Origin of the sequence: Methylobacterium sp. J-030 (genome assembly GCF_022829545.1) — a bacterium.
GTDB lineage: Bacteria > Pseudomonadota > Alphaproteobacteria > Rhizobiales > Beijerinckiaceae > Methylobacterium.
Genome location: NZ_JAKSYM010000208.1, coordinates 1 through 14,777 on the forward strand (window position 1 = coordinate 1; position 14,777 = coordinate 14,777).

Here is a 14,777-nt window from a genome sequence, read left to right on the forward strand (position 1 = left end):
CCCTCCCCCGCAGAGGGGGGAGGGAACCGCGGCGCCCTATAGCCTCCTCACACCCGGCAGGCCTCGAATCCCTCCCGGATCGCCGCCTCATCCAAGTTCCGGCCGATGAACACCACCCGGGACACCCGCCTCTCGTCCGTCCCCCAATCGCCCTGCACGTCCCCGTCGAGGATCATGTGGACGCCCTGGAAGACGAAGCGCTTCGGCTCGTCCGGGAAGGCCACGATGCCCTTGCAGCGCAAAATGTCAGGTCCCTGGACCTGCGTCAGGTTCGAGATCCAGGGCATGAACTTGTCAGGATCGACCGCGCCCTCGATCTTCGCCGAGATCGAGCGGATCTCGGAATCGTGGTGATGGTGGTGCCCCTCCTCCAGGAAGTCGGGCTCCACCTCGAGGATGCGGTCGAGGTCGAAGGCGTTGCGCTCCAGCACGGCGTCGAGCGGCACGGCGCAGTTCTGCGTGCGGTGGAGCTTGGCCAGCGGATTGATCGCGCGGATCTCGGCCTCGACCCGGTCGAGGTCGGCGGGCGCCACGAGGTCGCTCTTGTTGAGCAGGATCACGTCCGCGAAGGCGATCTGGTTCTTCGCCTCGGGCGCGTCCTTCAGGCGGTCGGTAAGCCACTTGGCGTCCGCCACCGTCACCACGGCGTCGAGCCGGGCGGCCTCGCCGACATCCTGATCGACGAAGAAGGTCTGGGCCACCGGGGCCGGGTCGGCGAGACCGGTGGTCTCCACGATGATCGCGTCGAACTTGCCCCGGCGCTTCACCAGCCCGTCCATGATCCGGATCAGGTCGCCGCGCACCGTGCAGCAGACGCAGCCGTTGTTCATCTCGAACACTTCCTCGTCGGCGCCGACCACGAGGTCGTTGTCGATGCCGATCTCGCCGAACTCGTTGACGATCACGGCGTAGCGCTTGCCGTGGTTCTCGGTGAGGATCCGGTTGAGCAGCGTGGTCTTGCCCGCGCCGAGATAGCCGGTGAGCACGGTGACCGGGATCTTGCCGGCGGTCGATCCAGCTTGGGCGGGAGCGGGGCTCGTATCGGTCATGGCGGGTTCTTCGGTGCGATTTCAGGGTTCGGGCGGGGCGGCGCGGCCGCGACCGTTGTCATATTGTAACAAATCGCGGCAAAGGAAGACGGCGTCACACGGTTTCGCGACCGGTGCCGCCAATCGATTGCACGTCCGGCAAGCTTTGCTCTAGGCACACGGAGCCGTTGCGGAACACCCGCGCGGTTCGCCACAGAAAAGCACCAGCGATCGCATTGATACGGGCGGCGTACCGCGCGAATCGTATCCGCCTCCGTCAGCCCGGTCTCTTCGTCCGGACGCAGAAGAACACGCCCATGGACGCTCGAAACCCGCTGGAACAGGACGATACCACCCTGGCACCGCCGCGCAGGCGCCGGTGGTCGGGACCGTTCGTCGTCATCGTGCTCCTGGCGGTCCTCGGCGGCCTGGCCTTCGCCTTTCCGGACCGCGCCCGCGAGACGGCCTCGCACCTCGCCGCCTCGGTGAGCGGGCTGCTGGGCGGATCCAGCAACCCCGATCCGGGCATCGATGCCGTGAAGGCCGGCCCGGTGGAGCGGGTGTTCCGGCCCTCCAAGGAGCAGCGCGCCGCCTTCGAGATCCTGCCGGTGGCCACGCAGGTGTTCCGGCCGGAGGGCGCCGCCGAGGGGCGCATCGCGCTGAACGACGATGACAACGTGCCGGTGGTCTCGCCCTACGCGGGGCGCGTCACCAAGGTGCTGGTCCGGGCGGGCGACGACGTGAAGGCCGGCGACGTGCTGCTGACCCTCGAAGCCACCGACATGGTCCAGGCGCAGAACGACTATCAGGCGGCGCTGAACAACCTCCAGAAGCAGCAGGCGCTGCTCAAGCTCGACCAGACCATCGCACAGCGCCAGCAGGAGCTGTTCCAGGCCAAAGCCACGGCGCTGAAGGACTACCAGTCTGCTCAGAACGACGTGATCGCCGCCCAGAGCGACCTGAAGACCGCCGAGGCGGCGCTCGACGCGGTGAAGAACCGCCTGCGCCTGCTCGGCAAGACCGACGCCGAGATCGCCGCCTTCGAGAAGAAGGGCACGATGAGTCCGGAGACGCAGATCCGGGCGCCGATCGCCGGCACGATCGTCCAGCGGAAGGTCGGCATCGGGCAATACCTCTCGGCCTCGAGCGATCCGGTCTTCGTGATCGGCGACCTGTCCACGGTCTGGCTCGTGGCCAACGTGCGCGAGAGCGAGATCCCGAAAATCCGCATCGGCCAGGAGGTCGAGGCGAAGGTCGCGGGCTTCGGCACGCGGATCTTCAAGGCCCGGGTGAACTACATGGCCTCCAGCCTCGACCCGGCCACGCGCCGGCTCGCCGTGCGCAGCGAGGTCGACAATCCGGACCGGGTGCTGCGCCCGGAGATGTTCGCCACCTTCACGATCATCACCGGCAAGGGCGAGCCGAGCCCGAGCGTGCCGGTCGGCGCGCTCGTCTACGAGGGCGACCGCACCCATGTCTGGGTGGCGCGGCCCGACGGGGCGGTCGAGGCGCGCGACATCAAGCTCGGGCTGATCAACGGCGAGAGCGCGCAGGTGGTCGACGGGCTGCGACCGGGCGAGCAGGTCGTGACCCGCGGCGCCCTGTTCATCGACCGGGCGGCCACCGGCGACAAGGCGTCCTGAGCGAGGATCCGGTCCGATGAACGCCCTGATCGCCTTCTCGCTGCGCCAGCGCGTGCTGGTGGTGCTGCTGTTCGTGGTGATGCTGGGCATCGGCTACGGCGCCTACACGCAGCTCAACATCGAGGCCTATCCCGATCCGGTGCCGCCGCTGGTCGACGTGATCACCCAGAATCCGGGCCAATCCGCCGACGAGATCGAGCGCTACATCACCATCCCCCTGGAAGTGGCGCTCGCCGGCATCCCGAACGCCCAGGTGGTGCGGACGATCTCGCTGTTCGGCCTGTCCGACGTGAAGGTGCAGTTCAACTACGAGTACACGTACGAAGAGGCGCTGCAGCGGGTGCTCAACCGCCTGTCGCAGGCGCCGACTCTGCCGAACGGCGCCACGCCGCAGATCTCGCCGACGAGCCCGGTGGGCGAGATCATGCGCTACAAGCTGGTCGGCCCGGCGGGCTACTCGCCGATGGACATGAAGACCCTGCAGGACTGGGTGCTGCAGCGCCGGTTCAAGGCGATCCCCGGGGTGGTCGACGTCACGGCCTTCGGCGGCAAGGCCAAGGAATACGAGGTCGCGGTCGACCTGAACCGGCTTCAGGCGCAGGGGCTGACCCTGGTGCAACTCACCACGGCGCTCAACAACGCCTCGATCAACGTCGGCGGGCAGACGCTGAACGTCGGGCAGCAATCGGCGGTGGTGCGCGGCATCGGCCTGATCCGCGACATGGACGACATCAAGGATACGATGATCAGCCTCGTCAACGGCACGCCGGTGCTGGTGCGGGACGTGGCCGAGGTGCGCGTGTCGAACGCGCCGCGCCTCGGCATCGTCGGCCACGACGACCAGCCCGACGTGGTCGAGGGCATCGTGCTCATGAGCCGCGGCGGCAAGAGCCTGCCGACCCTGGAACGCGTCGAGGCCGAGATCGACAAGATCAACAGCTCGTCGATCCTGCCGCCCGACGTGAAGATCGAGCGGATCTACGACCGCTCGGGCCTGATCCACACCACCACCCACACGGTGATGCACAACCTCATCTTCGGCGTGGTGCTGGTCTTCGTGGTGCAGTGGCTGTTCCTCGGCTCGCTGACCAGTGCGATCATCGTGGCGGCGACGATTCCCTTCGCGCTCGGCTTCGCGATCCTGATCCTCGTGGTGCGCGGCGATTCGGCCAACCTCCTGTCGCTCGGCGCGATCGATTTCGGCCTGATCGTCGACGCGACCGTCATCATGGTCGAGAACGTCTTTCGCCACATCGCCGAGCCCGACCACGTGAAGGGCGAGGCCCCGCCCACCGGCCTGACCGGGCGGCTCGGCACGATCGCGATCGCCGGGCGCGAGGTGAACCGGGCGATCTTCTTCTCGGCGACCATCATCATCGTCGGCTTCCTGCCGCTGTTCACGATGACCGGCGTCGAGGGCCACATCTTCGGGCCAATGGCCAAGACCTACGCGTACGCGCTGGTCGGCGGGTTGCTCGCGACCTTCACGGTCTCGCCCGCGCTCTCGGCCCTGATGCTGCCCAAGAACCTGGAGGAGCGCGACACGCTGATCGTGCGGGTGGTGCGCGTGGGCCACGAGGCGGCGTTGCGCTTCGGCCTGCGCAACCGGGTCCTGACGCTCGGCGTGATGCTGGCGGTGCTGCTCGTCTCGGGGCTGGCGGCGCGCAATCTCGGCCTCGAATTCCTGCCGCGCCTCGAGGAGGGCAACCTCTACGTGCGCGGCACCATGCCGTCCTCGATCTCGCTGGAGGCCGGCAACGCCTACGTCCAGCGCATGCGCAAGATCTTCCAGGACGTGCCCGAGGTCACGACCGTCCTGTCGCACCAGGGTCGGCCGAACGACGGCACCGACGCCACCGGCTTCTTCAACGTCGAGATCCTGGCGCCGCTCAAGCCGATCGACCAGTGGCGTAAGGGTCTCGACAAGGAGACGCTGATCGCGAACCTGAACAAGCGGCTCGAGGACGAGTTTCCCGGCATCGAGTTCAACTTCTCCCAGTATATCGAGGACAACGTCCAAGAGGCGGCCTCGGGCGTGAAGGGCGAGAACTCGGTCAAGGTCTACGGCAACGACCTCGCGCAGCTCACCAAGACCGCCAACGCCGTGAAGGCGGCCCTGGGCTCGGTCCAGGGCATCACCGACCTGTCGGTGTTCGAATCCCTCGGCCAGCCGACGGTGCGGATCGATGTCGACCGCCACAAGGCGGCCCGCTACGGCCTGTCGATCGGCGACGTCAACACCACGATCCAGGCGGCGATCGGCGGCCAGACCGCGGGCGACCTCTACGAGTACGGCTCGGACCGGCACTTCCCGATGCGGGTGCGGCTGGCCAAGGAGTACCGCTCCTCGCTCGCCGGCATCCGCAACATCGCGGTCGGCGCCCAGAATCCGAACGGCGGCGTGATCCAGGTGCCGCTCTCCGAGATCGCCGATGTCGACCTCGTCTCGGGCGCCTCGTTCATCTACCGCGAGGACCAGGAACGCTACATTCCGGTGAAGTTCTCGGTACGCGGGCGCGACCTCGGCAGCGCGGTGATCGAGGCGCAGCGCAAGGTCGCCGAGGCGGTGGACCTGCCGCCGGGCTACCGGCTGGAATGGGTCGGGCAGTTCACCAACCTGCAGGAGGCGGCGCACCGGCTGAGCCTCGTGGTTCCAATCACGCTGCTGCTGATCGCACTGCTCCTCTACATCAACTTCTCCTCGGTGGCCGACATGCTGCTGACGCTGTCGGTGATCCCGATGGCGATGATCGGCGGCATCTTCGCCCTGTCGTTGACCGGGACGCCGTTCTCGATCTCGGCGGCGATCGGCTTCATCGCCCTGTTCGGCATCTCGACCATGGAGGGCGTGATCCTGCTGGCCTACTACAACCAGCTCCTCGACGAGGGCTGGAGGAAGCAGGAGGCGGTCTGGCACGCCGCGGTGGTGCGCATGCGCCCGGTGATGATGACCTGCGTCGCCGCCTGCGTCGGCCTGCTGCCGGCGGCGGTGTCCACCGGCATCGGCTCGCAGGTGCAGAAGCCCCTGGCGCTGGTGGTGGTCGGCGGCATCATCCTGGCGCCGAACCTGATCCTCGTGGTCGTGCCGGTGCTGATCTCCCTGTTCTCCCGGCGCAGGCCGAACCCGGAGGCCCGGGCGCGGACCGAGCATCGGGCCGCCGCGTGAGCCGGCTCACACTCGGGGTGCGGCTCGTTGCAGGCGCGCCACAACCGGCCCTCGGCGCGCGCCACCTGGGGACGGCTGCATTGACTTGGGTGCGCACTGCGCCGCTCTACCGGTGTGGGGTTTCCGGGGGCGGAATGGTGATGCGTGCGCCGACACGGTGCGGACGGGCGATGGCCGTGCTGGCCGCATCCCTGTCGCTATCGGCCTGCGCGGTCGGCCCGAACTTCGTGCCGCCCGAAGCGCCGCCGGTCAGCCGCTACACCAAGGAGCCGCTGAAGAACCCGTCCGCCGCCGATGCCGTCCGTACCCGCCAGGGCGGCTCGGCCGACCAGAGCTTCGCCTCCGGCGCAGACATTCCCGGCCAGTGGTGGACCCTGTTCCACTCCAAGGCACTGAACCGCCTCGTCGAGCAGGCGCTCGCCAACAATCCGAACCTCGAAGCCGCCCAGGCCTCCCTCCGGGTGGCGCAGCAGAACGTGCTCGCCCAGAAGGGCACGCTCTATCCGAGCCTGACCGCGACCCCGCAGATCCTGGGTGCCCTGGCGCCGGGCCTGGACCTGCAATCGCCCCTGCAGAACCAGACTCAGTACCTCTACAGCCTCTCCACCCCGCAGGCCGTGGTCGCCTACAATCCGGACGTGTTCGGCGGGAACCGGCGACAGATCGAGTCGCTGGAGGCCACCACCGAGAACCAGCGCTTCCAGCTGGAGGCGGCCTATCTGAGCCTCACCGGCAACGTGGTCGCGGCGGCGGTCCAGGAGGCGTCCCTGCGGGCGCAGATCGAAGCGACCCGCAAGGTCATCCAGGCGCAGACCGAGATCCTGCAGCTCTACAACAAGCAGCTCTCGCTCGGTCAGATCGCAGGCGCCGACGTGGTGCAGCAGCAGGCGGCACTCGCCCTGTCGCAGCAGCTCCTGCCGCCGCTGGAGAAGGCGCTGGCCCAGCAGCGCAACCTGCTGACCGCGCTGGCCGGCCGCCTGCCCTCAGATGAGGTCAGCGAGACCTTCGAACTCTCAGGGCTACGGCTGCCGACCAAGCTGCCTGTGAGCCTGCCCTCGCGCCTCGTGCAGCAGCGGCCCGACGTGAAGGCGGCCGAGGCCCTGGTCCAGCAGGCGAGCGCAAATGTCGGCGTCGCGCTGGCGAACCGCCTGCCGCAGTTCAGCCTGACGGCGACCGGCGGGTCGAGCTCCACGCGGATCGCGCAGGTGACCAACCCGGGCGCCGCCTTCTTCACGATCATCGGGCAGGCCACGGCGCCGATCTTCGACGCCGGCACCCTGTTCCGGCGCCAGCGGGCGGCCGAGGAATCGCTGACGCAGGCGGAGGCGCAGTACAAGGCGACGGTGATCACCGCCTTCCAGAACGTCGCCGACGCCCTGCGGGCGCTCCAGGCCGACGCCAGGGCGGTGGCGGCGGCCGACGCCGCGGTGAGCGCCACCAACCAGAGCCTCGGGCTGATCCGCAAGCAGTACACCGCGGGCGCCGTCACCTCCTCGCAGGTGCTGATCGCCCAGCAGGGCTACCTCTCGGCGCTGGTCACCTCGGCGGGCGCGCGGGCGACGCAGTACGCCGACACGGCGGCTTTGTTCGTGGCGCTCGGCGGCGGCTGGTGGAACCGCGCCGACGTGGCGCCGCCCCCACCCGAGAAGGACCCGCTGAAGATCCTCTGAGGCGGACCCCTCAGGCGTACATCGCGATGGCGTCCTGCAGCATCTGGTCGGCCGTGCTCATGACCTTGGTGTTGGCCGTGTAGGCCTGCTGCGTCTCGATCATCTTCGAGAACTGGTCCGCGATGCCGGCATTCGATTGCTCCACCGAGCCGGCCGCCAGGGTCGCGCCGTTGAGGCCGTAGGTCGGCGTCTCGGACTGGCCGTTGGCCACGTAGGCGCCACCGTCGAGGGAGGTCAGGTTCTCCTGCGTGCCGAACTGCGCCAGCGTCAGGGTACCGAGCGGCACGGTGCTGCCATTGGCGGCGGTGCCGGTGATGGCGCCGGCGGACGAGATCGACAGGTCCGCCAGGGTGTTGGCGCCGGTCGGCACCGTGACCGGTGCGGTCGCCGAGGGACCGGCGAACAGGTAGTAGCCGGCGCCGTTGACGAGGTAGCCGTTGGCATCCGGGGTGAAGTCGCCGCGCCGCGTGTAAGCGGTCTGGCCGGTGAAGGTCGGGCTCTGGTCGGTGCCGGTGTTGGCCCGGACGATGAAGTAGCCGCTGCCTTGGATGCCGAGGTTGGTCGAGACCCCGGTGGATTGCATCGTGCCCTGGAGGCCCAGCGTATCGCGCGTGCTGCTGCCCACGCCGCCCGCCGGCTGTGTCCCGGCCTCGGTCTGCGCCAACATGTCGGCGAAGCTCGTCTCGGTGGTCTTGAACCCCGCCGTCTGCGTGTTGGCAATGTTGCCCGAGATGTTGTTCAGCGCGAAGGACTGGGCCGACGCACCGGAAATCGAATTCGAGAGCGCGTCGAAGAGGCTCATCGGGGTCTCCATCCGTCGGAGCGGCGAGGATCGATCCGACAGGACCATATGCGCGCAGCATGGTTAACAGGCCGTGTGTTGCCGGCTGTTGCCGCTCGGTCGGAGCCGGCACCCGATCACGCGCCGATGACGCTCATCACGATCTCCCGCCGGTGCGGCCGGTCGCGGTGCTCGATCAGGTAGATCCCCTGCCAGGTGCCCAGCGCCAGCCGGCCGTCGACCAGGGGAATGCTCAGGGCCGAATCGGTCACCAGCGTGCGGATATGGGCCGGCATGTCGTCCGGCCCCTCGGCGCCGTGGACGTAGCCGGCGTTGCGCGGCGCGAACCCGTCGAGCGCGGTCATCAGGTCGGTCTGCACGTCGGGGTCGGCGTTCTCCTGAATGGTCAGCGAGGCCGAGGTGTGCCGGCAAAAGACCGTCACCAGCCCGTCCCGGAGGCCGCTGTCGCGGACGAACGCCGCCACCGCGTCGGTGAAATCCGTGAATCCCTGTCCCGCCGTCGCGATGGTGAGCCGCGCGCTCGCGTGGCGCTGCACCGCACCGGCGGCCAGCATCTCCACCGAACCGATCTTTCCTTGCCCCCTGCCCTGCCTCATGCGTCCGTCTCCAGCATGGTCGCGCCGGGCGCGACCGCGCGCTCGCCCCGGGCGAGGATGCGTTCCAGCACGTCGATCCGGTCGGCCTCCGCGGGGGGCTTGTCCCAGCGGATCCGGCTGACCCGGGGGAAGCGCATCGCCACCCCCGACTTGTGCCGGGTCGAGCGCTGTACGCCCTCGAAGGCGATCTCCAGCACCAGACCGGCCTCGCGCCCGTACGCGACCTCGCGGACCGGACCGAACCGCTTGGTCGTGTTGTTGCGGACGTAGCGGTCGAGCTTGGCGAGTTCGGCGTCGGTGAAGCCGTGATAGGCCTTGCCCACCGGCACCAGCTCGTCGCCGCCCTCGGGGGCGGCGCGCCAGACCCCGAACGTGTAGTCCGAGTAGAAGGACGAGCGCTTTCCGTGACCGCGCTGGGCGTACATCATCACGGCATCGACGACGTGCGGCTCGCGCTTCCACTTCCACCACGGCCCCTTGGGGCGGCCCGGCAGGTAGGGGCTGTTGCGGCGCTTGAGCATGATGCCCTCGATCGCCTCGGCATCGTCGCCCGCTCCCACCGAGGCCGGATCGGCCCGGGCGGCGGCGAGCGCCTCCCAGTCGGCGAAGGGCACCAGCGGCGAGATGTCGATCCGCGCATGGTCGAGCCGCGTGACCAGGGCCTCCAGCTTCTCCCGGCGCTCCATGAAGGGGTCGGCCCGCAGGTCGCCGCCGTCGAGGGTCAGCAGGTCGTAGGCGCGCACATGGGCGGGGAATTCTTCAAGGAGTTTCGGCGTGACGGCCTTCCGGTTCAGGCGCTGCTGGAGCACGTTGAAGCTCTGCACCCGGCGCTCGCGCAGGATCAGCAATTCGCCGTCGAGGGTGCCGGTGAAGGTGATCGCCTCGGCGAGATCCGGGAACGCCCCGGTGATGTCCTCGCCGGTGCGGGAATAGACCTTTCCGATCTGCTGCCCGGTCCGGTCCGGACCGCCGACGAGCTGGACGCGGATGCCGTCCCATTTCCACTCGGCCGAGAACGCCTCCGGTTCCAGCTTCTCCAGATCGGCCTCCTCCTCGATCGGGTGGGACAGCATGGGCGGCCGGAACGGCGCCGGGTTCAGGGTCTCGGGCCGCGCGGCCCGACCCTCGACCCAGGCGAACAGGGTCTCGAAGGGCGGCGTCAGCCCGTGCCAGACTTCCTCCACGGCGTCGGCATCGTGACCGCCCAGCGCGCCGACCGCCGTCTTGGCGAGCCGTGCCGAGACGCCGACGCGAAGGTTGCCGGTGACGAGCTTCAGGAGCGCCCAGCGCCCGGTCTCGTCCAGGGCATCGAGCCAGTCGGCGAGGTGGCGGGGGAGTTCGCGCTTGGGGATGGTCGCCAGCGTCTCCACGACCTCGGCCAGGGTCGGGACATGCGGCGGCGGGTTGTTGTGGCCGATCCCCGCGCGCGCATCCCCTCCCCCCTGTGCGGGGGAGGGTGGCCCCCGAAGGGGGTCGGGTCGGGACGAAGTCCCGCGAGAGGGGAGCGACGGTGCAGAAAACGCCTCGGCCTTCCCATCGGGCGAGCCCGTCCCTGAACCGTCGCTCCCCTCTCCCCCCCTGCTGCACAGGGTACCCTCCCCCGCAGTGGGGAGAGGGAGATCCCGTGGCGACGGCCAGATCAGCGCCGTGGTCTCGGCGAGATCGCCCACGTAATTGTGCGAGAGCCGGAACAGCACCGGGTCGATCCGCTCCTCGACCAGCCCCCGGATCAGGGCCGGCTTGGCCTCGCGAAAGCTCAGCGTCCCCGTCATGGCTCCGAGGGCGTAGCCGCGCTCCGGGTCGGGCGTGCGTGAAAAATAGTCCTGCAGCATCCGCAGCTTGGCATTGCGGCGCGGCTCGTAGGCGAGGCGGTCGAGGAGGTGGGCGAAGTCGTTCACGCGGCCGCCTCCGTCTCGGGGCCGGGCGCTTCGGGGCCAGGCTCGGCCTCGCCGTCGTCGCCATAGCCCAGCAGATGCAGCGGCTTCGCCCGGATTCCCTCCGTCCCGCACCAGTGGACCAGCGCGTCCTCCTGCCCGTGCGTCACCCAGACCTCCCCGGCGCCGGTATCCCGGATGGTGCGGCACAGGTCCGGCCAGTCGGAATGGTCGGAGATCACCATCGGCAGCTCCACGCCCTTCTGGCGGGCGCGGGCGCGCACCCGCATCCAGCCGGAGGCGAAGCAGGTCACCGGATCGGGGAATTTTCGCGACCATAGGTCCTGCATGGCCGAAGGCGGGCAGATCACGATGGCGCCGTGCAGGTCCTTGCGCTCGGCCGCCACAACCTTCGGCGTGTCGCCCAGCGGCAGGCCCTCGTCCTTGTAGAGTGCGGTAAGCTTTTCCATCGCCCCATGCAAATGAATCGGCCGGTCCCAGCCCTCCTCGCGCAGCAGCGCCATCACCCGCTGCGCCTTGCCGAGCGCGTAGGCGCCGACGATGTGGGCGCGCTCCGGAAACAGCGCCACCGAGTCGAGCAGCTTGCGCACCTCGCCGCGCGTGTCGGGATGGGTGAAGACCGGCAGACCGAAGGTCGCCTCGGTGATGAACACGTCGCAGGGCACCACCTCGAAGGGCAGGCAGGTCGGGTCCGGCGCCCGCTTGTAATCGCCTGAGACCACCACCCGGGCGCCCTCGCGCTCGATGGCGATCTGCGCCGAACCGAGGACGTGGCCCGCAGGCGCGAAGCGCACGGTGACGTCGCCGATGCGGATCGGCTCGCCGAGACGCGCCTCCTGCCGGTTTTGGCAAAAATCCGCGCCATAGCGCACCGCCATGATCCGCAGGGTCTCAGGGGTCGCCAGCACGTGGCCGTGGCCGGAGCGGGCATGGTCGGCGTGGCCGTGGGTGATCAGCGCGCGCTCCACCGGCCAGGTCGGATCGACGTGGAAGCCTCCGAGGGGACAGTAGAGGCCCTCGCGGGTCAAGGTGAGGAGATCGCTGGCGCGTATCGGCATCGGGTCCGTGCTGCCGGTGGAGTCCGCCGGTGGCCCCGGTATAGTGGCGCCCCCGACCCGGCAGACGCATGGCCCCGCAGCACAGTTCCGGCGACCTCCTCGCCGACCGCCGCTATCGTTACGCGGAAGCCTGTCTGGCGGACGGCGACCACGAGGCCGCCGCGGACCTCGCCGAGCAGGTCCTGGAGATCGCTCCGCGCTACGCCCCGGCCTGGCTGCTGCTCGGCCGGGCGCGGGAGGGGCTGGCAAGCTCCCGCGCCGACCCGGCGTTGCGGGATGCGGCGGCCCGGGCCTATGCCTGCGCCCTCGACATCGACCCGGACGATACGCTCGGTGTGCGGGCCCAGCTCGTCCACCTCGGCGCGGGCGACGGCCTGCCGGCCCTCTCGCCTGCCTATGTGCGGGCCCTGTTCGACGGCTACGCGCCGCGCTTCGAGCGCCATCTGGTCGAGGGCCTTGCCTATATCGGCCCGGAGCTGGTCCGGGACGCCCTCCCCCGCGTGCCCGGGCGGTTCGCGGCGGCCCTCGATCTCGGCTGCGGCACCGGCTTGATGGGCGCGGCGATCCGCGAGCGGGTCGGGCACCTCGCGGGCGTCGATCTCTCGCCGGGGATGCTGGCCCTGTCCCGCGCCAAGACGTGGCAGGACCGGCCCCTCTACGACCGCCTCGCCGAGGGCGAACTCAGCGCGTTCCTGGCCAGCGAGATGCGAGCCTCGGCCGATCTCTGCCTCGCCGCCGACGTGCTGATCTATGTGGCCGATCTCGGCCCCGTCCTGGCAGGGATGGCCCGTGTGCTGCGTTCGGGCGGGTTCGCCGCCTTCACGGTGCAGTCCCATGCGGGGTCCGGCGCGGTCCTGGGCGCCGACGGGCGCTATGCCCACGCGGATGCCCACATCGCGGAGGCCGCAGCCGGCTTCGAGATCCTGACTCTGCATCCAGCGGATGTCAGACGCGAGGCCGGGCGACCGGTCCCGGGCCGCGTCGTTGTGTTGCGCCGCACCGCGGCATGAAACCGCTCCGCTATTCGTCCATTAGCAGTCGGCCGCAGCGGGAGCGGCCGCTGGATCGGGGAACAGCATGGCGGATTACGGCAATCGGACGGGTAGCGGCGTGCCGGAGCGAAAGCCCGAGCCGCCGGCCGACAAGTCCTTCCCGGCCGATCCGCGGACCCGTATCCCCTTCGCCGTCGCGCTGGCCCTGCTGGCGGGCTGCGCGGATTCCATCGGCTTCCTGGAATTCTCGCAGCTCTTCATGTCGTTCATGTCGGGCAACACCACGCGCTTCGGCGTGGCGGTAGCCAATGGCGACTGGGAGAATGTCACCCGGGTCGCCAGCACGATCTGCATCTTCTGCTTCGGCGCCTTCCTGGGGACGCTGATCGCCGCCTGGGTCGGACGCTGGCGCCTCGCCGTGCTGCTGACCCTCCAGGCGCTGCTGCTGGCCGGCGGGCTGCTGATGCCCTGGGGCACCTTCGCGTATCCGCTCCACGCCTACCCGATCGTGCTGGCGCTGGGGCTCCAGAACGCGACGCTCCAGGACGAGGGCGGCCGCTCCATCGCGCTGACCTACGTCACCGGCGCGGTGGTGCGCTTCGGCACCGGCTGCGCCAACCTGCTGCTCGGGACCGTGGCGCCCTCGTTCTGGATCCAGGCGCCGCTCTGGGCCGGGCTCAGCACGGGCGCGGTGATCGGCGGGCTGCTCGACATCCGCTACGGCGAATCGGCTTTCCTCTTCCCGGCGGCCCTGGCGGCGCTCCTGGCGCTGATCGCGATCGTGCTGACGATCGCCAAGCCGGGCAGCAGCTTGGTGGCAGGCTCGTCCCCCGCCCCCGACGCGAACCCGAAGGCCGCGGTGATCGACGCGATCCATTGAGGGCGATCGAGGCCGGGCGTCAGCTCTCCGAATCCCGCACGCCGCCCCGGCCCTGCTTGATCGTGGCGCGGTTCTTCTTGGCCCCGATGCGCCGCTCCTGCGAGCCCCGGGTGGGCTTCGTCGGGCGGCGGACCGGCGGCGGGGGCTTCGCGGCCTCCGCCACGAGGTCGACGAGGCGCTGCAGGATCTCCGCGCGGTTGCGCTCCTGCGTCCGATGCCGCTGCCCGGTGAGCACGAGGACGCCGTCCTTGGTCATCCGCCGCCCGGCGAGCCGCACCAGATTGGCCTTCACCCGGTCGTCGATCGACGGCGACGCGAGGACCGGCCAGCGGAGCTGGACCGCCGTCTCGACCTTGTTGACGTTCTGGCCGCCCGCCCCGGAGGCGCGCAGGAACGACAGCTCGATCTCGTCGTCCGCGATGGCGATGCGCGGCGTCACCCGCAGGGACATGGCGGCCTCTCAGGCACAGTAGCGAACACACCACGGGCCGGTGCGAGCCTGCCGATCCGGCAGATGCAGACCGAGGTCCGCATGACCATATCCTCGTTCATGACCGCGCCTCCGTTCCCGTCATCGCGAGCGCAGCGACGCGACCCAGTTTAGCCCAACGCCGTCCCATGTGGCGCCGGCCGGATCGCCCCCCAAGGACGATCAAGCGGATGCGTCAGGCCGCCTCGTCCGGGGTGCGCGTCCGCAGGGCGAGGGCGTGGAGCCCGCGCTCGAACGCCTCCTCCATCAGCGCGTTCACCAAGCGGTGCCGCTCGACGCGGCTCTTGCCCGCGAACGCGGAGGCGACGATGTCGAGCCGGTAATGCGTCTCGCCCCCCGGCCGGGCCCCGGAATGGCCGGCATGCAGGTGCGACTCGTCGATCACGTCGAGTTGCACCGGCGCGAGTTGGTCCCGCAGCCGGGCCTCCATCCAGTCTCGGAGCGTATTGCCCCCGTTCGCTCCGTCCGCCATCGCGTCCCTCCCATCCGTCAAGCCCGATCCGGCGCATGCGTCATCAGGCCCGACGCCCTTGTGTCTCAGGTCCGCCCCCTCATAA

Annotated in this window: 12 protein-coding genes; 5 read left to right on the forward strand and 7 right to left on the reverse strand. The window is 69.7% G+C overall.

The genetic code is table 11. The annotated features are described in order from the left end of the window. Window positions 1-47 precede the first annotated feature (47 nt). Window positions 48-1,049, reverse strand: coding sequence for a CobW family GTP-binding protein (locus tag MKK75_RS13380; RefSeq protein WP_244043047.1), 1,002 nt, complete (start codon window positions 1,047-1,049; stop codon window positions 48-50). Window positions 1,050-1,345: 296 nt separating this feature from the next. On the opposite strand from MKK75_RS13380, the gene MKK75_RS13385 reads away from it, so the two are divergent. The 3 genes from MKK75_RS13385 to MKK75_RS13395 all read left to right on the forward strand — a co-directional run bounded on the left by MKK75_RS13385 (window position 1,346) and on the right by MKK75_RS13395 (window position 7,507). Then, window positions 1,346-2,671 (forward strand): efflux RND transporter periplasmic adaptor subunit, encoded by a 1,326-nt coding sequence (locus tag MKK75_RS13385; protein ID WP_244043048.1) that lies wholly within the window; start codon window positions 1,346-1,348, stop codon window positions 2,669-2,671. Window positions 2,672-2,687: 16 nt separating this feature from the next. Further along, window positions 2,688-5,837 carry an efflux RND transporter permease subunit gene (locus MKK75_RS13390; protein ID WP_244043049.1) on the forward strand — a complete coding sequence of 1,050 codons (3,150 nt, stop codon included), beginning with the start codon at window positions 2,688-2,690 and terminating at the stop codon, window positions 5,835-5,837. Between the two features lie 134 nt (window positions 5,838-5,971). Next, window positions 5,972-7,507, forward strand: coding sequence for an efflux transporter outer membrane subunit (locus MKK75_RS13395; protein WP_313901857.1), 1,536 nt, complete (start codon window positions 5,972-5,974; stop codon window positions 7,505-7,507). A 10-nt stretch (window positions 7,508-7,517) separates the two neighbouring features. Here MKK75_RS13395 and MKK75_RS13400 read toward each other — a convergent pair whose 3' ends face one another. From MKK75_RS13400 to MKK75_RS13415, 4 genes are all read right to left on the reverse strand, one after another. Then, window positions 7,518-8,309, reverse strand: coding sequence for a flagellar hook basal-body protein (locus tag MKK75_RS13400; RefSeq protein ID WP_244043051.1), 792 nt, complete (start codon window positions 8,307-8,309; stop codon window positions 7,518-7,520). 116 nt (window positions 8,310-8,425) lie between these two features. Then, on the reverse strand, window positions 8,426-8,905 hold the full coding sequence (locus MKK75_RS13405; protein ID WP_244043052.1) for a secondary thiamine-phosphate synthase enzyme YjbQ: 480 nt from the start codon (window positions 8,903-8,905) through the stop codon (window positions 8,426-8,428). After that, window positions 8,902-10,803, reverse strand: a complete 1,902-nt coding sequence (locus MKK75_RS13410) for a cisplatin damage response ATP-dependent DNA ligase (protein WP_244043053.1) — start codon at window positions 10,801-10,803, stop codon at window positions 8,902-8,904. Before MKK75_RS13410 ends, MKK75_RS13405 begins: the two co-directional genes overlap by 4 nt. Beyond that, a complete protein-coding gene (locus MKK75_RS13415; RefSeq protein ID WP_244043054.1) occupies window positions 10,800-11,858 on the reverse strand; it encodes a ligase-associated DNA damage response exonuclease in 1,059 nt (352 codons plus the stop codon). The genes MKK75_RS13410 and MKK75_RS13415 overlap by 4 nt, the downstream gene beginning before the upstream one ends. Before the next feature lie 68 nt (window positions 11,859-11,926). Between MKK75_RS13415 and MKK75_RS13420 the strand changes: the two genes are divergently transcribed. Continuing rightward, a complete protein-coding gene (locus tag MKK75_RS13420; protein WP_244043055.1) occupies window positions 11,927-12,868 on the forward strand; it encodes a methyltransferase domain-containing protein in 942 nt (313 codons plus the stop codon). A 67-nt stretch (window positions 12,869-12,935) separates the two neighbouring features. Continuing rightward, entirely contained in the window at window positions 12,936-13,730 is a 795-nt protein-coding gene (locus MKK75_RS13425; RefSeq protein WP_244043056.1) for a YoaK family protein, read from the forward strand. Between the two features lie 19 nt (window positions 13,731-13,749). On the opposite strand, the gene arfB is transcribed toward MKK75_RS13425, so the two are convergent. Together arfB and MKK75_RS13435 are read right to left on the reverse strand one after the other, a co-directional pair. Next, a complete protein-coding gene (gene arfB, locus MKK75_RS13430) occupies window positions 13,750-14,181 on the reverse strand; it encodes an alternative ribosome rescue aminoacyl-tRNA hydrolase ArfB (protein WP_244043057.1) in 432 nt (143 codons plus the stop codon). A gap of 214 nt (window positions 14,182-14,395) precedes the next feature. Continuing rightward, window positions 14,396-14,692 carry a BolA family protein gene (locus tag MKK75_RS13435; RefSeq protein ID WP_244043058.1) on the reverse strand — a complete coding sequence of 99 codons (297 nt, stop codon included), beginning with the start codon at window positions 14,690-14,692 and terminating at the stop codon, window positions 14,396-14,398. Between the last annotated feature and the right edge of the window lie 85 nt (window positions 14,693-14,777).

What these genes read in the sequence shown, in the direction of transcription:
- MKK75_RS13380 (WP_244043047.1), bottom strand. Translation starts at nt 1,049, where the DNA reads ATGACCGATACGAGCCCCGCTCCCGCCCAAGCTGGATCGACCGCCGGC.
- MKK75_RS13385 (WP_244043048.1), top strand. Translation starts at nt 1,346, where the DNA reads ATGGACGCTCGAAACCCGCTGGAACAGGACGATACCACCCTGGCACCG.
- MKK75_RS13390 (WP_244043049.1), top strand. Translation starts at nt 2,688, where the DNA reads ATGAACGCCCTGATCGCCTTCTCGCTGCGCCAGCGCGTGCTGGTGGTG.
- MKK75_RS13395 (WP_313901857.1), top strand. Translation starts at nt 5,972, where the DNA reads ATGGTGATGCGTGCGCCGACACGGTGCGGACGGGCGATGGCCGTGCTG.
- MKK75_RS13400 (WP_244043051.1), bottom strand. Translation starts at nt 8,309, where the DNA reads ATGAGCCTCTTCGACGCGCTCTCGAATTCGATTTCCGGTGCGTCGGCC.
- MKK75_RS13405 (WP_244043052.1), bottom strand. Translation starts at nt 8,905, where the DNA reads ATGAGGCAGGGCAGGGGGCAAGGAAAGATCGGTTCGGTGGAGATGCTG.
- MKK75_RS13415 (WP_244043054.1), bottom strand. Translation starts at nt 11,858, where the DNA reads ATGCCGATACGCGCCAGCGATCTCCTCACCTTGACCCGCGAGGGCCTC.
- MKK75_RS13420 (WP_244043055.1), top strand. Translation starts at nt 11,927, where the DNA reads ATGGCCCCGCAGCACAGTTCCGGCGACCTCCTCGCCGACCGCCGCTAT.
- MKK75_RS13425 (WP_244043056.1), top strand. Translation starts at nt 12,936, where the DNA reads ATGGCGGATTACGGCAATCGGACGGGTAGCGGCGTGCCGGAGCGAAAG.
- arfB (WP_244043057.1), bottom strand. Translation starts at nt 14,181, where the DNA reads ATGTCCCTGCGGGTGACGCCGCGCATCGCCATCGCGGACGACGAGATC.
- MKK75_RS13435 (WP_244043058.1), bottom strand. Translation starts at nt 14,692, where the DNA reads ATGGCGGACGGAGCGAACGGGGGCAATACGCTCCGAGACTGGATGGAG.